Source organism: Gluconobacter sp. P5B12, from assembly GCF_018812035.1.
Taxonomy (GTDB): domain Bacteria; phylum Pseudomonadota; class Alphaproteobacteria; order Acetobacterales; family Acetobacteraceae; genus Gluconobacter.
The window spans coordinates 223,300-243,530 of sequence record NZ_JACRVV010000003.1; the positions used below are offsets into that span (position 1 = coordinate 223,300).

At 56.7% G+C, this 20,231-nt stretch carries 14 protein-coding genes; 1 reads left to right on the top strand and 13 read right to left on the bottom strand.

The window, feature by feature from the left end; all coding sequences use genetic code 11:
• Nucleotides 1-6 precede the first annotated feature (6 nt).
• On the top strand, nucleotides 7-1,386 hold the full coding sequence (locus KP702_RS07865) for an MFS transporter (protein ID WP_215768775.1): 1,380 nt from the start codon (nucleotides 7-9) through the stop codon (nucleotides 1,384-1,386).
• A gap of 16 nt (nucleotides 1,387-1,402) precedes the next feature.
• Here the strand turns inward: KP702_RS07865 and KP702_RS07870 are convergent, their stop codons facing one another.
• The 13 genes from KP702_RS07870 to dnaN form a co-directional block, all read right to left on the bottom strand.
• Nucleotides 1,403-3,967 carry a cation:proton antiporter gene (locus KP702_RS07870; protein WP_202207398.1) on the bottom strand — a complete coding sequence of 855 codons (2,565 nt, stop codon included), beginning with the start codon at nucleotides 3,965-3,967 and terminating at the stop codon, nucleotides 1,403-1,405.
• 74 nt (nucleotides 3,968-4,041) lie between these two features.
• Nucleotides 4,042-4,647, bottom strand: a complete 606-nt coding sequence (locus tag KP702_RS07875; protein ID WP_215768743.1) for a thiamine phosphate synthase — start codon at nucleotides 4,645-4,647, stop codon at nucleotides 4,042-4,044.
• Nucleotides 4,648-5,433: a thiazole synthase gene (locus tag KP702_RS07880; protein ID WP_202207399.1), complete on the bottom strand. Its 786-nt coding sequence runs from the start codon at nucleotides 5,431-5,433 to the stop codon at nucleotides 4,648-4,650.
• Between the two features lies 1 nt (nucleotide 5,434).
• Nucleotides 5,435-5,632 (bottom strand): sulfur carrier protein ThiS, encoded by a 198-nt coding sequence (thiS, locus tag KP702_RS07885; RefSeq protein WP_046901497.1) that lies wholly within the window; start codon nucleotides 5,630-5,632, stop codon nucleotides 5,435-5,437.
• Nucleotides 5,633-5,673: 41 nt separating this feature from the next.
• Complete coding sequence (gene thiO / locus KP702_RS07890) at nucleotides 5,674-6,642, bottom strand: glycine oxidase ThiO (RefSeq protein ID WP_202207400.1); 969 nt, start codon at nucleotides 6,640-6,642, stop codon at nucleotides 5,674-5,676.
• Between the two features lie 52 nt (nucleotides 6,643-6,694).
• Nucleotides 6,695-8,275, bottom strand: a complete 1,581-nt coding sequence (locus KP702_RS07895; protein ID WP_202207401.1) for a hypothetical protein — start codon at nucleotides 8,273-8,275, stop codon at nucleotides 6,695-6,697.
• Nucleotides 8,272-11,259 carry an FAD-binding and (Fe-S)-binding domain-containing protein gene (locus KP702_RS07900; protein WP_202207402.1) on the bottom strand — a complete coding sequence of 996 codons (2,988 nt, stop codon included), beginning with the start codon at nucleotides 11,257-11,259 and terminating at the stop codon, nucleotides 8,272-8,274. Before KP702_RS07900 ends, KP702_RS07895 begins: the two co-directional genes overlap by 4 nt.
• A 93-nt stretch (nucleotides 11,260-11,352) precedes the next feature.
• Nucleotides 11,353-13,179, bottom strand: a complete 1,827-nt coding sequence (gene glmS, locus KP702_RS07905) for a glutamine--fructose-6-phosphate transaminase (isomerizing) (protein ID WP_202207403.1) — start codon at nucleotides 13,177-13,179, stop codon at nucleotides 11,353-11,355.
• The gene (gene glmU, locus KP702_RS07910) at nucleotides 13,179-14,513 is read right to left on the bottom strand and encodes a bifunctional UDP-N-acetylglucosamine diphosphorylase/glucosamine-1-phosphate N-acetyltransferase GlmU (RefSeq protein WP_202207404.1); all 1,335 of its coding nucleotides are present in this window, start codon (nucleotides 14,511-14,513) and stop codon (nucleotides 13,179-13,181) included. Before glmU ends, glmS begins: the two co-directional genes overlap by 1 nt.
• Before the next feature lie 77 nt (nucleotides 14,514-14,590).
• The gene (locus KP702_RS07915) at nucleotides 14,591-15,409 is read right to left on the bottom strand and encodes a DUF3108 domain-containing protein (RefSeq protein ID WP_215768744.1); all 819 of its coding nucleotides are present in this window, start codon (nucleotides 15,407-15,409) and stop codon (nucleotides 14,591-14,593) included.
• A complete protein-coding gene (gene gyrB / locus KP702_RS07920; protein ID WP_202207406.1) occupies nucleotides 15,399-17,843 on the bottom strand; it encodes a DNA topoisomerase (ATP-hydrolyzing) subunit B in 2,445 nt (814 codons plus the stop codon). Before gyrB ends, KP702_RS07915 begins: the two co-directional genes overlap by 11 nt.
• Before the next feature lie 82 nt (nucleotides 17,844-17,925).
• Nucleotides 17,926-19,029, bottom strand: coding sequence for a DNA replication/repair protein RecF (gene recF, locus KP702_RS07925; RefSeq protein ID WP_202207407.1), 1,104 nt, complete (start codon nucleotides 19,027-19,029; stop codon nucleotides 17,926-17,928).
• A gap of 10 nt (nucleotides 19,030-19,039) precedes the next feature.
• Nucleotides 19,040-20,164 (bottom strand): DNA polymerase III subunit beta, encoded by a 1,125-nt coding sequence (dnaN, locus tag KP702_RS07930; protein WP_046901505.1) that lies wholly within the window; start codon nucleotides 20,162-20,164, stop codon nucleotides 19,040-19,042.
• Nucleotides 20,165-20,231: the final 67 nt, after the last annotated feature.

Here is a 20,231-nt window from a genome sequence, read left to right on the forward strand (position 1 = left end):
ACTGAAGTGATTCCAAACGACCCTGTGGTCGATGCCGTGAAAGTGCCGTCTTCCAAGGATTTGTTTGGGCACCCCAAGGGGCTTTGGGTCCTGGTTCTGACTGAAGGCTGCGTGGCATTTTCGCTTTACGGCATGCAGGCCATTCTCGTGCTCTATCTGGCGGACTACCTGCTTCAACCCGGGCATGTGGAGCATGTGCTGGGTATGAAGGCACTGAAGTCTTTTCTTGGTGTGCTCTATGCACCAGTTGGAATACACGCCACGGCAGGCGCGATTACCGGACTGTTTTTGGCACTGATCTATGCCACGCCTCTCCTCGGTGGCATCGTTGCTGACCGGTTTCTTGGCCGTACACGGACGATTTTCCTGGGCGCAATCCTCATGACAGTCGGGCATGTGCTCATGTCCTTTGACTGGAGCTTTGTCATCGCGATCACGACCCTCTTATTGGGACTTGGAGCGGCTGGTGGTCTACGCGCGCAGGTTGGCGCTCTGTACACATTGGATGATCCGAGACGTTCAGAGGCTTACCAGATCTATTCTTTGGGTGTTCAGGCCGCAGTTATTGTGGCGCCTGCCCTGTGCGCCTATCTTGCTCTGAAAGCATGGCACTGGGGCTTTCTGGCCGCCAGTTTGGGAATGCTGATTGGGCTTTTCGTTTATATGTTGGGCAAGCACTGGTTGCCCAACGACAGTATTGCGAGTGCATCCGTCCCTCGCCCGTCTTTGACGTCTGCAGAAAAGAAAACGACTGTTCTGCTCCTGGGGCTTCTTCCTGTTCTGGCATTGAGTGCGCTGCCAAATTCAGAAATTTTTGACGGATATCTGTTGTGGGGACGCGAGCATTACCAGCTGACGCTTCTGGGTCATCCGTTTCCGGTCAGTAGTCTTGTGTCGCTTGATGGTCTGGTCAGTACCGTTTGTACGATCGCTGTTCTTGGGTTTTGGAAGATATATAGTCGTCGGCGGCCAAATCCAGCTGAGATTACGAAGGTTGCGATCGGCGCTTTTATTGCTTCTCTGGGGCCGCTCGTACTCGCCATAGCGTCTTGGCTCTACCCTGCTCCACATCAGGTGAGCCTGATCTGGGGGATCGCTTTTCACACGATTAACGATATTGGCTTCAGCATGAGTTATGCGATCGGCATGGCGCTGTATTCACGTGCTGCGCCCGCAAGCCTCAACACTATTCTGGTCGCCTGCTTTACCCTGCATCTCTTTCTGGCGAACCTCCTGATCGGGAAGCTTTCAACCCTGATTGGTCATGTCGGGGATGTGCCCTTTTGGCTCATTCATAGTGGGGCCTGTCTTTTGGCCGCATGTGTTCTGATGGGATGTGCCTTCTTCTGGCGGGACCTTTTGGCCCCGCAGAAGAAGGCTATCTAATGTCGGAAGTCTGCGCTCAGGAAGACGCTATTCCCTTGAGCCCCTGAGCGGGAGCAAGCCTGACACCTTCTGCCGTTTTAACCACGTAAGGGTCTAGGAGGCCGTCAGCGCGCTTGTTGCTGCGGGCAATGATGAGGCGCTGGACAATCGGATAGTCGGTGATCAGTTTTTCGAATACCGGCTTGGGGATTGCCAGAAGATGGCTGAACTGAAGCGACCGAACGGTCCCTTGTAGCCGCTCTCCACGGATGACGGAGGCCGCGCCGATCAGGTCCCCGCTGCCGAACAGGATTTCACGCTCCGGAAGATGAACTTCGGCAAGGCCAGCGACCTGTGCGTAGACAATCCTTGCTTTCTGGCCACGCTTGAAAAGAACCTCCCCAGGAGAGACAAACCGCATGGCAACCTTGCGGGAAAGCGTGTGCAGAACGCTGTCGGGGACGCCATTGAAGGCTGGAAAAGCTCGCAGCCGCTGTTCAATACCGCTCTTGAGATTAAAGCGTAGAGGCGCTTCAAGACGCGCGCTCCGGCGTTCGATATCCCGGTGGAGTTCCCGATGCAACTCTTCGGAAATGAGATTGTCAGCCTGAAGCGCATCGTATTCTTCGTCTTCCAGGCGCAGTGCGATCTGACGGAGAATACGGCTCTCAAGAGCTTCCGAGTAACCGGAATAATGCAGGCGGAGTGTTTCCAGAGCATCATCCAGAAGCTTGCGCTGACGACCCAGAACCTCGGATACGATTTCCGTAATACGCGGACCGAGGGTTGGCTCCATGCGCTGCCTCACAAAGCGTTGCAGCGACAGTGACACGAGATGTGCGATGATCAGCATCTCGAAGCGTTCCATCATCGCGTACATTAGAGGTTCGTCGAAATGGAAGCGGCTGTGCAGTTCCTGAGCAACCCGGAACCTCACCGGTGGCTGTAGTCGGCGCTTTAGGGCGCGGACATAACCATAGCGTCCTTCAAGACGCGCGCCATCCGCCATGGCTTCAGCCGTCCGCAGGAGCGTTTCCATGACACGTCGCGACAGGCCCTGAATGCGAAACAGGTCCAGCAGAAGGGAGCGTTCCTGATTGGCAATCGTGATGAGCGCGATATTGACGCGAGCGCGGTCGCTCAGGGCAGATTCAAAATTATTGGCCGCCCTCTCCTTTTCAGCGCGCTTCTCGATCCGGCTGATGACACCAATGCGCGTCTGTTCGCTAAAGCCCAGTTCATCAGACATCACGCGTGTCCGTTCTGCGACTTCACCAAGGCCGATCCCAAGGATCTGCTGGCGGATCGCCTGATCGATCGGTGACAGTTGATCAAGCTTCAGGAACAGGACGAGTGAACGCAGGGTCGTCCCGTTAACCAGTAGGGTAATCAGCACGAAGCCTGTCGCGATGATGCCGATGAAATGCGCTACGGGGCTTGAGACGCTCTGGTTTTCGGTCACGGCCAGCGCGAGCGCCAGAGTAATGGCGCCGCGCAGGCCGCCCCAGACCATGGTAGCCTTGAAAGGCGTTGGGACAGGTGGCGAAAGCTTCGTGAACGCCAGGATCGGCAGCATACCGAACACAACGGCACCGCGCGCGACCAAGCCTGCCACGCTCGCGATCAGGATGAGCACACAGTCCCACTTGGTCATGCCAATCAGGAGGCGCGGAACTAGCATGGAGGCAAGAAGAAACACGAGAGAGCCTGCCCAGAAAACGAGCTGCTGCCAAAGCTCGTTCAGGAAGCGCCAGACTTGCGGACGGAAGGTGGACGGCCCGTAAGCTGAGACTGTCAGGCCGGCTGCTGCCGTGGCGACAACGCCGGAGAAGCCGAGCATTTCGTCACAGAGAATATAGACCGTGTATGGCAGAGCGAGGGTCAGGGTAATTTCTGCTGCCGGTGCGCCGCCCAGGCCTGCAATGAGCAGCAGGGTCAAGCGGCCAAGGCAGACGCCGACAACGATGGCGCCACCAAAAGCCGACGCAAAATCAACGACCGCCTCACCGAGATGGATGTGCCGGTGGGAGGTGACGGAGGCCAGCAGGATGGCGAAAATCGCAATCGCGGCGGCATCGTTCAGGAGCGCCTCACCTTCGACAAGACGCGTCAAACGTGACGCAGCGCCGATCTCCCTGAAGATGCCTGCTACGGCTGACGGATCAGTCGTGGCGACAATGGATCCGAGGAGAAGGCAGACCACCAGGCTCTGATTGGCGAAGGGGTAAAGCGCGAGACCAATGGTGGCTGTGGAAACCACGACCGCCACCACCGCCAGCAGAAGCACTGTCGCTGTTTCATGGGCCAGACGACGAACATCAATGCCCATGGCACCCTGGAACACCAGAATGGGCAGGAAGATCAACAGGAAGGCTTCACTGTTGATCGGGAAATAGATCAGGGCTTCGGCGGCGCCATCCAGCAGGTCCGTTGCGGAGGAACGAACAACAAGAGACGCAGCGCCACCCAGAACGATGCCAGCAAGGGCCAGCAGAACCGTTTCGGAAATCTCAAGCCGTTTGGCCAGAGGCTGAATGATGCTGACGAGCGTGAGCAGGAACGCAATCGCGAGAAGAACGGCTGCAAGGCCTGTCACCATCATTGTATTCCGTACTCCCTTGGTTCGAAAACCATCCTAGAGACGGTTGCCGCCCCACGATAGCTCTGTCTTGCAAATTATGTGTCAGCGGCGGCAAGCCACTGTCTGACCTGGCTTTCCGGGTCTTCGGCACGAATGAAATCGCTTACGGCGGCAACGCTGTCTGCCCCTGCCTTCAGGCAGGACGGCAGCCGATCGAGCGTGATGCCACCAATGGCCACCAGAGGGACATCGCCACTGAGCTCACGCCACTCGGTCAGGCGCTCAACACCTTGCGGACCAAACGCCATCTTCTTCAGTTTCGTTTCCCAGATCGGACCGAGTGCAACGTAATCGGGCTTGCAGGCCAAAGCACGCTGCAGTTCTTCACGGCTATGGGTCGAGATGCCGAGGCGAATGCCCGTCTGGCGGATGGCCTCAAGGTCTGCGGTCTCAAGATCTTCCTGCCCCAGATGCAGCCACTCATAGCCCAGTTCGATTGCCAGCTCCCAATAATCGTTCAGCACGAGGGCGACATTATGGCGGGCGGCCAGTTCCTGGGCAGTTTCAGCCTGCGCCCGGATTTCTTCAGACGGCATGTCCTTGAGGCGCAGCTGAATGAAACGCGCGCCCGCTCCGCCGAGGCGTTCGACCCAACGAGGATGATCAACGACAGGATAGATTTTCGAAGGCAGACGGGACATTTACAGCATTTCTCCACCGAGGCTGCGGGCCAGACCGAGGGTCGGGGTCGAGGGCACCGCCATATCGCGTTCTTCCATAGGGTCTGCAGCAAATCCGGCAAGCCCGGCTTCGCACGCCAGGCGAAACGCGGTGGCCATCTGGGCCGGGTTCCCTGCTTTGGCGACGGCCGTGTTGATCAGAACGGCATCGTATCCGAGCTCAAAGGCTGCCGTGGCATGAGAGGGTTTTCCGATGCCGGCATCCACGACCATTGGGATGTCCGAGAAATGGCTGCGCAATGCGCGGAGGCCGAAAAGATTGTTCAGCCCCCTGCCCGAACCAATTGGTGCGCCCCATGGCATTAGCACCTCAGCACCCGCACGGAGCAACCGTTCAGCCACAACCAGATCTTCCGTTGTGTATGGGAAGACTTTGAAGCCATCTTCCGTCAGGATGCGTGTGGCCTCGACCAGCCCAAAGACATCAGGCTGAAGCAGGTCTCCCTGGCCGATCACTTCCAGCTTGATCCAGTCTGTTCCGAAAACATCCCGGGCCATCTGTGCGGTGGTGACAGCTTCCCGAACCCCATGACACCCTGCGGTGTTAGGGAGAATGGGGACGTTCAGGCTCTGGATCAGAGACCAGAACGCCTGTCCTGCCTGAGCGCCCGCAGCTTCGCGACGCAAAGACACGGTTACAACACCAGCCTGAGCGGCCTTTACCGCGTCTGCGAGAATGGCGGGACTGTCATATTGGGCTGTGCCCAGCATCAGCCTTGAAGAGAGTTCAGTGCCGTAGAATTGCATGTCAGCCTCCCTGCATGGGGGCAAGAATTTCGAGCACAGCCCCCTCTTCCACTGTTTGTGCACTCCGCTGGGTGGCTGGAATGAAAAAACCGTTCAGGGCCGTCGCCACGCGCGCCTTGCCGTAACCCAGTTCATCAAGGACCGCGCCAAGTGTTCGCGCATGAACTTCATGGAGTTCGTCATTCACGGTGATCTGCATGATGTCTCTCCCATCCAGGGGTATAAGAGGAAGAAAGGGTCTCAGGCCCGATCCGTTCCGAAAATGATGTCACAGACTTCTTGTGCACGTGCGGGCGATAGCAGGAAACCGTGACGATACATGCCGTTGAGGGAAATGCTCTTCCTATTCTGCCTCACCCTCGGGACATTGTCAGGATAGGCTGGTCTGAGGCCAGCATTGGCCTCCAGAAGTTCTGCTTCTGCGAAAGCAGGGTGCAGCGTATAGGCCGCATTGAGCAGTTCGGTCACGGCGCGCACTGTAATGCCGCGCGTATCATCACTCTCGACCATAGTTGCCCCGACCATGAAGACGCTGTCTGCCCTCGGGACAATATAGACCGGAATGCGGGGATGCAGCATGCGAACAGGCCGGTGAAGGCTGATCTCCGGACAGCGTAGCAGAACCATCTCCCCGCGCATGCCTCTGAGGTCATTTTGCGTGGTCCGGGCCGCTACGCCCGTACAGTCAACAACCCAATCAAACCTATCATCGTCAAACCCTAGGACTGTCAGGACCTGGCCGCCTTGTTGTTTGAGGCGGTGAGCAAGAGCCAGCAAGGCCTTGCGAGGATCGACATGCCCTTCCTCTGCAAAGAAGAGCGCCTTATCGAAACGGCCTGCCAGATCTGGTTCCAGCGTATCAATCTGGGAGGCGTTGAGGGTTTCGAAGTGACTGGTGCGGCGTCCAAAGCGGTTTAACTCTGGCGTATCGCGAGGCGGAGCGACAACAAGGCTGCCTGCCTGAACTACGTCCGGAACGTGGGATTTCCACCAATGGAGCGATGTCAGGCTGTCCTGCGTGACTTCATCTGGTGCTGATTCTGCCTCACACCAGGGGGCCAGCATTCCGCCCGCAAACCATGAGGCGCCAGCGCCAACCCGGCCGCCGGTGTCATGAACCGTGACCTGTGCGCCGTGTTCTGCCAAAGCCACAGCGGTGACCATTCCGGCTACGCCGGCGCCTCGAACCAGAATGCGAGGTCCAGTCATCCATGTCCTCCTCGTAAAAGCGGGACGTGTTTAACATGGCTTGTCTGTTTGGTCAGGAGGCACGCACGGGGAGATGATCGGCTGCGTACACAAAGATCGTATAGCGCCCTTCCGTCAGACGTTTGGCCGGAGTGCCGAATGTTCGCAGCACCTCGGCTTCCCCGAAGGTTTCTTCCGGGTGTGGGATCAGGACGAAAAAGGCTTTTCCATCAAAGCTATGCCAATCCATTTTCTTGCGGATGTGCACAAACGGCGCAACCGTACCGTCTCCCTGCTTCATGCCGGGGTAAATGTGCATTTTTCCGAGAGAGGCCACTTCCAGGTTGCCGGAACTCCACCAGGAACCAACACCATCCGGTGGGACGTCGTGCTCAAGTCGGCTGAGAAGCTGGTTATCATCGGAACTTAGAAGACCAGTCGAATGCGCTGGAAGGGTCCGATAGTCCGTAATGAGCGTGACGACTAAAATCATGGCTGCCAGACTCAGGGCTAAGCCTTTTTTCGGCCAGACGAGCGCTGTGAGGCAGGCCAGATCAATCCAAAGTGGGAAAAGATAACGCGCGACAGCGATGGGACTGCCATCAAGAGCGATGCGGTTGCTAAGAGCGAGCGCCATGAAATTCAGGGCGGCGGACAGAAGCAGCATCATCGGGAATGCGGCAATCTGGTCCCTGCTCTGCCATCCTGACCGGGCAATCTTGAAAGCCGCAGCGAGAGCGAGGCCGACAAGAAGAAGCCGGAGGCATTCCGATATTGAGGATGCTACTGCCTGCCCAGAGGGTTCTGCTCCGTAGAGAAGAAGAATGGAACGAACGGATGTTCCGAAGTTGCTGCCCAGTTGTTCCCATGGTGCAAAGCGGGTTTCCAATGGCTCCGTAACAAAGCCGCCGGTTACGGCATTGATGTGCAGAATGGCTTTGGCCAACACGGTGCCTGCCATGGATGCGAAGACCAAAAGCCCACGTTGGCGAAGAGTAAAGTGCTGAGCCAGAAAAGCGTAGGCGATGATCGCCCCCGTGCCTGTCACTGCGAGTAACGGGTCTCCAATCACCCCGAGGCACAGTAGCACTGCGACGGCCGCCAGTGACCGGTAGGAGCCCGATGAGAGAAACCGGTCAGCCCAGTGAAGTGCCCAAAGACCGTAAATCAGCGCGCCCATATGGATCGCAGACAGCGTGATGAAATACGCCATCGGAGAGCGCATCAGGGGAAAGGCAAGCACTGGCAAAAGGAGGGTCGCTGCGCCGAGGCGTTCCTCAATGCCTCGCAAGCGCAGAAAAACCACCGAGAAAGCTGACGCGACAACGCCGACCCATAGGATTGCGGGTTGCACCATCAGAAGAAATGGGCTGCCTGCCGGTCTGCCTAACAGCTGCCATAGGCCACTCAGGACGGCGCTGAGAGGGATATCGGACGTCCAGAAATCCGGTGGGGTCAGAACCCAGTCATGTAGGCGCCAGTTTCCATGCAGTACATCCAGCCCGGCAAGGAAATAGGACGCCTGATCCGATGTCTTGGGCCACAGCGAACAGACGTAAACCGCTAGAACGAGATAAAGCGTTAGCCCTATGACCGAGGTGATAAAATAGCAGTTTCTAAAAGAAAAATTTCCTAGAAATATTTTTGGTTTCATTGAGTTGAGAAGGCTTTCTCATTTTTTATCTGAAGGTGAGATACGAGTATTTCGACTGGATGAGCAGGCCGCCGTCCGGCAAGACGCTTTGTCTGGCAACGACAGGAGAAGCCCGTTGCCAGAATATTGCCTTCTGCCTTGCTGGCCCAGTTCTGGGCAAAAATGCTGGCGGATAGATCGGCGTGTTCCTTCTCATGGCCGAACAGGCCAGCCATCCCGCAGCAACCAGCTTTGCCCGCATCTGCCTGAACGCCCAGATGTCGCAGAATGGCCGTCCAGTCCTCAGCACTTCCCGGACGCACAGCCTGCTCTGTGCAATGTGAGATGATGGTCAATGCTGCCGTGTCAGGTTTTACCGCATTTGAAGGTATGATGCCCTTGGTGATCTGGTGTTTCAGGAAGGCTTCCAGTGAAAGCACGGGTGGGATGGCTTCGGACCCTGCGACATCCCGATATTCCTGTTCGAACATCAATCCTGTGGCGGCATCCAAAGAAATGACGGGTACGCCGTGCTGAGCGATATTCTTGAGCTGCTTCAGGGTCTTGCGAGCAGTGGCTGAGAAGCCTTTACGAAATCCCCGTACATGCCTGGCCTTGCCATTATCCCACACGGACGTGACGCGCGGGTCCATCCCAAGAGATTTGAGAAGCGTGTATGCGCTTTCGATGACACCGCCATCAAAGCTTCCCGTAAATGAGTCCCGGATCAAAACAACCGACCGGTCATTGTTTCCTGCCTGTTCAAGCCATTCTGTGCTGACCCGCGCGGTTTTTGCCAGTTTCGCGGGGCTGATCTTTGGAAGATCGACAAGCCCCAACTGCTTGAGAAACACAGTCGAGATCGGGTTCTGCATCAGAATATTGGCGAGCGTCGGCATCTGGCGACCGACTTTCAGGAGAGGCTCGAGCCAATACACGAGATAGTCCCTCACTGGACGGTGATGCTTGAGGAAATAGATGTCCAGAAACTTCGACCGCATGGATGGAATGTCCACCCGGATCGGACATTGCGTGGCACAGGCCTTACAGGACAGGCATGTGTCCAGACTGGCTTTGAGCTCGGCGGTTAGCTCGGGAAGCGCACTTTTGTCCGCGGCGGTATCTGGGAGCGAATTCAGTCGCGCCCAGCTTCGCAGCAAGGTTGCTCGGCCTTTTGGTGACTGAAGCCTGTCCTTGGTGGCCTTGTAGGACGGGCACATGGCCATGTCAGGTTCGCGATTATAGCAGGCCCCATTTCCATTGCAGCTCACAGAGAGGCTGAAGTCATCTCGCAGATCTGAGGAAATCTGCTCGTCAAACTGACCTTTGAACGGGATGCCGTCTATCTGGTCTACTGGATATTTGACGCCGACGGGCGCAAGCTTTCCGCGATTAAAAATATCTTTGGGATCAAAGACTTCTTTAATGCGGCAGAGCTCTGCGAAGAGTGTCTCCCCAAAGAATAGAGGCGAAAATTCTCCGCGGTAACCTCTCCCATGTTCCCCCCACAACAACCCACCATGGCGTTTGGTCAGGTTGGCCGCGGCGTCGGAGATCGGGCGGATCAGGGCTCGATCATGTTCGGACAGCATATCCAGAAAAGGACGGACATGCAGACAGCCAACATCGGCATGCCCAAACATGCCGTAAGACAATCCGTAACCGTCGAGAATGGCCCGGAACTCAGACACATAGTCAGCTAGGGCTTCGGGTGGAACGGCTGTGTCTTCGACAAAAGCCACGCCCTGTTTGCGGCCATCCGGACGGCCGAGAAGCCCCACGGATTTTTCACGCAGGGTCCAAAGCTGATTAATGATTGCCTGATCAGATACAGGTTTATAATCAATGACTTCGTAAGGGGAGCTTTCAAGAAGGGTGACGGCTTCCTGCATCTGTTGATGGAGATGGTCTGCGTTATCTCCCACGAACTCAACAAAACTCATCCCCCGCACGGGTTGCTCTGAACGGGCACCAAGAACACTTTCCAGGGATTGCCAGACAATATCCTGCGACGCTTTCTCCAGCACACGGTCATCCAGCACTTCTACTGCCGAAGGATTGGCTGGAAGAATGGTCTGGACGTCTCGGAGGGTGCTGTCGAAACTGGCGTAGCGCACGACGAGAAGCTGCCGATATTTCGGAAGCTTCCGAACACGCAGCACAACACGCTTCGTTAGGGCCAGTGTTCCCTCTGAACCCGCCAGCAGGCGAGCCAGACTGAACTGGCCGTTCTCAAGAAGAACGTTTTCGAGGTTATACCCCGTCAACCCCCGGTTCATGTCTGGGAAGACCCGACGGATTTCGTCCGCCTGCTCTGTCACCACGCGGTACACTTCGCGATAGACCCGCGCAGAGAGATCGCTACCGGTCTTCTTGTGCTCAAGAGCGTCGCTGGTCAGTTTTTCAATATGGAGATCACTGCCATCCGATAGCACCACATCCATGGTCTCAATGTAGTCGGATGTGCGGCCGTAAATGCGAGAGCCCTTGCCTGAAGCATCGGTCGCAATCATTCCGCCGATCGTGGCACGGGTCGCAGTTGAAACTGTAGGCGGGAAAAAATAACCATGGGGCTTGAGAAAGGCATTCAGTCTGGCCAGAACAACGCCGGGTTCGACGGTTACGTGCCCAGTGTCAGGGTCGAAATCCAGAATGCGATCCAGATATCGGGCCACATCAACGACAATCCCTGCGGTCAGGGATTGACCGTTGGTTCCTGTGCCGCCTCCACGCATGGCGAGTGTGAGAGAGCCGTCTTCTGCCGCACGCACGGCACGGTTCAGGTCTTCGGTTGTTCGGGGATAGATGACGGCCAGTGGAAGGCGTTGGTAAATGCTGTTGTCTGTCGCCCCGACTAATCGGGCAGAGACCTGGGGCGTGACATCACCCTCAAAGCCTTCGGCAGCCAGTCTGGCGAGGAAAATATCGCGGATGTGCAATTCAGATGCGGCAAGATAGAGGCCTGAGCGTCCGGCCACACCTGTCAGATCTGCATCGCCACCCATGTTCGTTTCTCCCCGGTCGTATAGCGTGTTGGAAGACTATCCTCGACGAAATGAAGCGTCTTGGAAAGTCCTCCTCACGGAAAGAAAATGTCCTTATTCCACCGTGACAGATTTCGCCAGATTGCGAGGCTGGTCTACGTCCGTACCCTTCAGAAGTGCGACTTCATACGCCAGGATCTGAACTGGGATAGCATAGAGAATGGGGGCAACGAACGCATCGACGTCCGGCAGGATGACAACATGCTCCGCAACGCCTTCCAGACGCTTGGCGCCGACGGCATCTGTAAAGGCCAGAATACGACCACCTCGAGCCTTGGCTTCTTGAAGATTCGAAAGTGTTTTATCGAACAGGATGGTTGATGGAGCGATCGCGACGACCGGAACGGTTCTATCGATCAGGCTGATCGGACCATGCTTCAGTTCACCAGCCGCATAAGCTTCTGCATGGATATAACTGATTTCTTTAAGTTTTAGAGCGCCTTCGAACGCGATCGGTGTGCAGATACCACGACCCAGATACAGAACATCGCGAGCTTCCGCGACAATGCGCGCCATTTCCTGAATGGCCTCAACGCGTGTGAACACTTCGGCGGCCCGAGACGGCAAATCAAGCAGGCTTGCTGTCAGGGTCTCTTCCCGTGCCTTGTCGATCGTTCCGCGAGCTCGTGCAAAATCAATAGAAAGAGCTGCAAGAACAGAGAGTTGTGCCGTAAAGGCCTTGGTTGAGGCTACAGAAATTTCCGGACCAGCAACCATGCCCAAGACGAGATCGCTTTCGCGGCCCATCGTCGAATGCTCGACATTTAGAACCGACACAATGCTCTGTCCTGCCTTCTTAAGGCTGCGCAGGACACCAAGCGTATCTGCCGTCTCGCCAGACTGGGAAATCAGCAGTGCCACGCCCTTGTCTGGTTGCGGCGCATCGCGATAGCGCATTTCAGACGCTACATCGATCTCCACCGGAACGCGCGCTAGCGATTCAAGCCAGTAGCGCCCGACCATGCCCGCATAGAAAGCAGACCCACAGGCTGTAATTGTGACGCGGGGCACCTGTGCCGGATCGAAAGGCATTTCCGGCAGGGCAATTGTCTTGGACGCTGGATCCGTAATGCGCTGAAGCGTCTGGCCAATGGCGACCGGATGCTCGTGCAGTTCTTTCTCCATGTAATGGCGATAGCCATCCTTGCCGACCTGCCCTGCCATGAACGCAATGTTCTGGATTGGACGGCTGACTTCCTGACCTTCCCCGTTTAAGATGATGACATTGCCGGGCGTCAGTTCGCACCAGTCTCCATCGTCCAGATAGGTGATGCGGCTTGCCAGAGGTGCCAGGGCGAGGCTGTCGGAGCCAAGAAACATCTCGCCGTCGCCGTAACCTACAGCGAGAGGCGCACCGTGGCGTGCGCCGATGAGCAGACCATCATGACCCTGAAAGATGATGGCAATGGCATAAGCGCCTTCAAGACGCTTGATGGCCGCAAAAGCGGCCTCACGCGGTGTTTTGCCCTGATCAAGGTAGAAATCGACGAGATGGGCGACTGTTTCTGAATCTGTGTCGGACAGGAAAATCCGGCCTTCACTTTCAAGCTCGGCCTTCAATGTCGCAAAGTTTTCGATGATGCCGTTATGCACGATGGCAACCCGGCCTGCCGCATGGGGATGGGCATTGGCTTCTGTCGGTGCGCCATGTGTGGCCCAACGCGTATGGCCGATGCCTGTGGTGCCGGTTAGCGGATCAGCCTTCAGAACAGTTTCAAGATTATCAAGCTTGCCAGCGGCGCGGCGGCGGTCAATTGTGCCGTCGGCTGTAAGCGTGGCGATGCCTGCGGAATCATATCCGCGGTATTCAAGCCTGCGGAGAGCCTCGAAGACGATCGGGGTGGCTGGACGATGGCCTACAACGCCACAAATTCCACACATCAGCCCTGCTCCTTTTTGGCTTTAAGGGTCTGTTTGATTTCAAGCCCGCGGTCTGGCTTGATTGTCTGGCGAGCGCGTCCGAAAGCGAGTGCTCCGGCCGGGACGTTTTCTGTGATGGTGCTTCCCGCAGCAATCAACGCGTCATCGCCAATTGTGACGGGGGCCACCAGAATGGCATCAGAGCCGATAAAATTGCGGGCGCCGATTGTCGTGCGATGCTTGAAGTATCCATCGTAATTGCAGGTGACGGTCCCTGCTCCAACATTAGTTTGTGCACCGACGGAGGCGTCACCCAGGTAGGTCAGGTGATTGGCTTTTGCGCCAGGGCCGAGATCGACATTCTTCAGTTCAACGAAATTACCGACATGGGTATCAGCAGCGCAGATTGTTCCGGGTCTTAGTCGTGCAAAGGGGCCGATCGTGGCGCCCTCGCCCACGGTGCAGCCTTCAAGGTGAGAGAATGCACGGATCAGGGCACCGCTGCGAACCGTGACGCCTGGTCCAAAAAAGACATTTGGTTCAACGACGACATCCGGCTCCAGACAGGTGTCGGTGCTGAAGAATGTGGTTTCTGGAGAGACAAGTGTGACGCCGCCTTCCATCGCAGAAATGCGCAGGCGCTGCTGAAGCGTGGCTTCTGCCTGGGCAAGCTCCACACGTGAATTGACGCCGGCCAACTCAGTCTCGGGTGCTTCCACGCACTGGACCCGCCCTTCCGAAGCGGCCATTGCAACAACATCGGTCAGATAATACTCACCCTGCGCATTGTCGTTGCCAATAGCGGCCAGCCACCGCCGGAAATCTGCGGCACCTGCGCACATGACGCCTGCATTGCAGAGTGTGATTTCGCGTTCCTGCTCGTTTGCGTCTTTGTATTCTACAATTCGGCTTACGCGGCCCTGCTCTTCAACAATGCGTCCATAACGACCTGGATTGGTTGGGCGCATCCCAAGAAGTGCGAGGCTCGCCCCGCCCTGGCGGGCTTCCGTCAGACGACGCATTGTATTGGCTGTGATCAGCGGGTTGTCTGCGTAGAGAACTGCTATGTCGCCGTCTCCAAACAGGTCTTTTGCAGTGTTGGTCGCATGTGCGGTGCCCAGACGTTCGGTCTGAACGACTGTTCGGTATGGCTGAACGGCTTTTTCCAGTTCAGGCATATCGGGTCCGACGACTACAACGATGTCGTGAAAGATTTCTCGGGCCGTATCGATGAGATGTGTGATCATCGGGCGGTTTCCAAGGCGATGCAAAGCCTTGGGAAGACGTGATTTCATCCGCGTGCCGAGGCCCGCTGCAAGGATGATGGCTGTGGTGTGGCGTGCGGTATTGGTCATGTTCCGTTCCGGGTATCCAAACCACGCCAATCCGTCAAACGATGGTTGAGTTAGGCTCCATCACTTCCGATTGCCATTTATTGCGAAAGGATGGCTGTGGATTTTGAAGGTGGAAGTGGCTGTTGCATGACAACAGTGACGTGCCCGAGCTTGGGATGATTGAATTCGATCCGCACTGGGACAAGTCCAACACCATCGATCTCTTTGAACCAAGCTGACCCAGGCTGTGGCGCGGCCATTTTCGAGCGATTTGGAGAGTCTTTTACAAAGCCTGCAATCTGTTGGCCGACAAAGTCGCAGCGAAGCGCTGGACCTGAATAGGCCTGCTTGTGGGTTTGGGGAATATCGGATGTGGCTGGACCATGAACCGTCATTCTTGTCAGGCGAATTCCATCGAAGATCACAGCGGACCCTTCACAGCTTTTCGTCTGCGTCAGGGTTTCAAGAAGTCGGGCCATTCCGCTGAGCGTATCAATGGTGTGGGGCAGATCACTGTCCGAGACAGGGTCGCGATCTGTCTCAGCAGGCTCCAGAATGTCTACATGCGGCGTGTTGCCATTGTAGGTCAGCAGAACACGCCGATGTTGGCCCCGGGATAGTCCTCCGCTGTCATAACGGATGGGTTTGACGTTCCCGCCCGGAACGAAGTCGCCCTCGACGCGGGAATGAATGTCCATCGTCACGAACCAGCTGATCAGACCTGCCGGTCTGATATGCGTTGTTCCGCCGTAGCCCCAAGGCTCGATCTGATACGAGGCATCTGCGTCAAGCACATGAAGTCCGCGCATATAAATGGCGAACGTTGTGTTGACCTGTCCGGCCGCATGAGCTGTAGGCGCGAGGCCAGCCAACAGCATTCCTGCTGCGGCCAGCGCGCGAAGGCCCTTAAACGTCAAGGTTGGCAACCTTGAGGGCATTACCCACAATGAAGTCTCGGCGTGGCTCAACCACGTCGCCCATCAGTGTGGAGAACACCTGGCCAGCCTCTTCCACATCGCCAACCTTGACCTGCAGCAGGGTACGGGTCGAGGGATCAAGTGTGGTGTGCCAGAGCTGCTCATCATTCATTTCGCCAAGGCCCTTGAACCGGTTGATTGTCAGACCACGACGACCCTGGGCAAAAATCCGGTCCATGACATTGGACGGGCCAAACAGCGGATACTCCTGCGTGTCCAGACGCAGTATGGCTGGCGTCATGAAGTCACGTGCCAGACGCTCGCCTTCCGAAGCAAGCCAGCGTGCTTCAGCGGATTTCAGAATGCTCTGCTCCAGACGGTAGATCTCGCTGACGCCACGAACAGAGCGGGCACACTCAATGCCTGTGCTGGATAGTGAAACTTTCCAGCCACGTTCATTGGCAGGTGACGCTTCTTCCAGGTGGCGCTGGAATTCTGGAATACGATCGCTGATCGCTGCTGGATCAATATCAAGCACGCGGGATACAGCCGCCTGCTCCAAAATCCACACAGGGATTTTTGTTGCGATATTCTTCAGGTTCTGTGCCGCCGCAATCAGGAAGCGGACTTCTTCACGAAGCTCTTCTCCCGTGAGCTCAAGGCCATCACCGAAGCGTAGCGAAGCATTTGCCAGGGCCTTATCGAGCAGATACTGCTCCAGCGCAGCATCATCCTTCAGGTAGCGCTCTTCCTGGCCACGCTTTGCACGATAGAGTGGCGGCTGAGCGATATAGAGATACCCCTGCTCAATAAGCTCTGGCATCTGGCGGAAGAAGAACGTTAACAGCAGCGTCCGAATGTGGGAACCGTCCACGTCGGCGTCTGTCATGATGACGATCTTGTGGTAGCGCAGTTTGGCAGCCGAGAAGCCACCCTGATCGACTTCACCACGGCCAATGCCCGTACCGAGGGCCGTGATGAGTGTACCGATTTCCGCAGACCCAAGCATTCTGTCGAAACGGGCGCGCTCGACGTTCAGGATCTTGCCGCGCAGCGGTAGGATGGCCTGGAAGCGACGGTCACGCCCCTGCTTGGCCGTACCACCTGCAGAGTCACCCTCAACGATGAAGATTTCTGCTTTGGACGCATCACGCTCCTGACAGTCAGCCAGCTTGCCAGGCAGCGAAGAAACATCGAGCACCCCCTTACGGCGCGTCAGTTCACGCGCACGACGGGCAGCTTCGCGGGCGCTGGCTGCGTCAATGATCTTGGCGACAATCGCCTTGGCTTCCTTAGGGTGCGTCTCAAACCAATGTGAAATCGAGTCAGCTGCCGTGGCATGAACGACCGGCTGAACCTCGGACGACACCAGCTTGTCCTTCGTCTGGGACGAGAATTTCGGGTCCGGAACCTTGACGGACAGGATGGCGGTCATGCCTTCACGCATGTCCTCACCCGTCAGTGAGCCTGCTTCACGCTTGGCAACACTTTCTGCATATTTGCCAACAACACGCGTCAACGCCTGACGGAAGCCAGCGAGATGTGTGCCGCCGTCTCTCTGCGGAATGTTGTTGGTGAAGCACAGCATTGTCTCGTGATAGCTGTCGTTCCACGTCAGAGCGAACTCGACGCGGATACCGCTTTCAGTATGATCAATGAGGCCCGTGATCGGCGGGTTAACAATGGACGTCTTGGAAGCATCAAGCCATTCCGCGAAAGCACTCAGGCCACCTTCGTAGAAGAACCGAAGTTCCTTGCTTTCAGCGTGACGCTCATCGCGCAGGATAATTTCCAGCCCGGAATTCAGGAATGCCAGTTCGCGAACGCGACGTTCCAGAATGGAAAGCTCGAAATCGACCCTCGTAAAGGTCTGCTTGCTTGGCTTGAACGTCACTAATGTGCCGCGTGGCTCCTCTGACGGTCCAACAACCGTCAGGGCTTCATCGCGTTCACCGTGCTGGAAGCGGATCTTATGCTCCAGACCATTCCGCCAGATGCGAACTTCCATCCATTCGGACAGAGCATTCACCACAGCTGCGCCCACGCCATGCAGACCGCCGGAAACCTTATAGGAATTCTGGTTGAATTTGCCGCCTGCATGCAGCTTCGTCAGCACGACTTCAGCGGCGCTGATGCCCTCTTCCGCGTGCATGTCTGTTGGGATGCCGCGGCCATCATCACGTACGGAAACGGAGCCGTCTCCGTTGAGTGTCAGGATGCAGCGGGTGGCGTGTCCAGCCTGGGCTTCGTCAACGGCATTATCGATGATTTCGAACACCATGTGGTGCAGGCCGGAGCCATCATCCGTGTCACCGATATACATGCCGGGGCGTTTGCGGACAGCGTCCAGTCCCTTCAGTACCGAGATCGAGGAGGCGCCGTAATCGTCACCGTCTGCGCCTGGAATCTCCGGCTGGTTCTGGGTTTCTGACATGCGCGAGGCGGTCTCCGTGGAACTCTGAAAAACTGTTGTATGACTATAGCGTGTCACAGGCCGTGAGGCCAGAGCGCACACATCACGCGGGCTGGATATGGCCATCCTGAACGCTGAAAAAGCCCGCTTTTTCGATCAGGCTGGAAAACGGATCAGGATCTGTTCCGGTGAGGAGAACCGGCGTTTTCAGCTTGCTTAGACTGGACAGAAGCGCGTTCCGTCTGGGTTCATCCAGATGAAGAAGTGGCTCATCCAGCAAAATGGCAGGTGCATCGCCCCTGCTCTGTTTGATCAGTGCAGCATGGCACAGAACGACCCCCAAAAGCATGGCTTTTTGCTGCCCGCTGCTTGAGAGTTCGGCAGACCGTCCTGTGGTGTGATCAAAAAGAAGAAAATCCGCCTTATGGGCACCCAAAGATGTACTGCCTTTAAGGCGATCATCCCGCCGACTGTCCCTTAACTTTGCCCGCAACCAGTCTTCCACCTGCAAAGCCGGGCTGATCATCAGTTGTTGCGTAATGGCGCAGTCAAGATGCAGGCGGCTTTTCGGAAAATCGGAACTGTCGAAGGGGTGAGTGTTCATGCTTTCCACAAGCGCCAGCCGAGCGGCTGATGCGGCGACCGCATGGCGGGCAATGGAATCTTCCAGCGACGTGAGCCAGAGCCCCTCGTCCGGTCTTTCTGACAGCAAGCGGTTACGACTGGAAACTGATCGCTCATGAGCCGTCATTTGCCGGGCATGATCCGGAGAAAGCGCCATGACCAGACGGTCAAGGAAGCGCCGCCTGCCGCCCGCACCTTCAAGAAAAATCCGATCCATCTGTGGCGTTAGCCAGACGCAGGAGAAGATTTGAGCAATTTCTGCCTGAGACCGAACGGAAGAACCATCAAGCTGAAATGAACGCCGGCCGTTCTCGGAGAGGTTTGCTCCAGTCCCAAGAATAGTCTGGTCGATCCCATGAGAGAGCGTTGCGGCAACGCCCCAGTGATCGGCATTTGTGCGGCACAGCGCTTGAAGAGGTGCGCCTCGCAGGCCTCGTCCAGGAGCCAGAAGCGAAACGGCTTCCAGAAGATTGGTCTTTCCAGAGCCATTCTGGCCGGTCAGAACGGAGATATTTGTCTCAGGCTTCCAGACGGAATGCCGGTAATTCCGGAAATCCGTCAGGGCAAGGCGCGTTAGTCTCAATGCGGACCGATCAGACCCGCATCGGCATCAGAACATACAATGCAGAAGGTGATGCTGTATCACGGACCAGTGTCGGAGCTGAGCTGTCGGCAAACGCAAATTCGACTTCAACATCGATCTGATCCGTAATGTCCGTCAGGTATCGTGCCTGAAAGCCAATTTCGATCGGAGGCGCGTCATACGTGACCGTGCTGTCGTCCAACTCTTCCTGTGCCACGCCCTGATCGGGGCTGATGGCCGACAATGTCAGCATGTTGTGCGTGACAGAGAGCTTGACTGGGCGGGAGCGCTCCTGGCTGATGGCAGCAACGCGACCTACCGCAGCAGCGAAATCCTTCTTCGTGATGCGCAGGATGCGGTCATTGCCCTTGGGGATCACGCGCTCATATTCCGGGAACGTGCCGTCAATCAGCTTTGACGTCAGCAGGACAGGTCCAGCCTGAAACTGAATACGTGTATCTGAAAGGGAAACCTCCAGATCCGCAGCGCCCTCGTCCAGCAGCTTGCGAAGTTCAGCAACGGTCTTGCGCGGGATGATAACGCCCGGCATGCCACGTGCGCCTTCTGGAAGCTCGGTCTCGACGCGCGCAAGGCGATGTCCATCCGTTGCGACGGCGCGGAGCATCGGGATGGCGCCGCTTTCCGTAACGTGCAGATAGATGCCGTTCAGGTAGTAACGCGTTTCTTCGTTGGAAATCGCGAATTTCGTCCGGTCGATCAGGCCACGTAGCGTTCCCGCAGGAATGCGGAAGCGGTGCGGGAGGTCGCCAGCAACCATGGCCGGGAAGTCATCAACTGGAAGAACGTTGAGGCTCGTCGCGTAACGGCCCGCACGCAATGCGAGGGGCGCGTCGCTCTCCGGATGATCGAACTCGATTTCCACGCCGTCTGGCAGTTTGCGCACAATTTCGAAAAGCACGGCTGCGGGGACTGTGGTGGAACCTAGACGTTCACCTGCTGCCGGAACGTCTTCGACGACCGCAATTTCCATATCCGTGGCCGTGAGGCGAAGCACATCGCCTTCATAGGACAAGAGAACATTCGCCAGAATGGGAATGGTGTTCCGCTTTTCTGCAACGCCATGAATATGCGCCAGGGCCCGTTGCAGCAGGGTGCGGTCAACCTTGAATTTCATCGTTTTTTTCCCTGGGTCGGCAATCTTTAAGTTTTGCCGTTTCTTAGCAGACAGCCGCCTCCGGTGA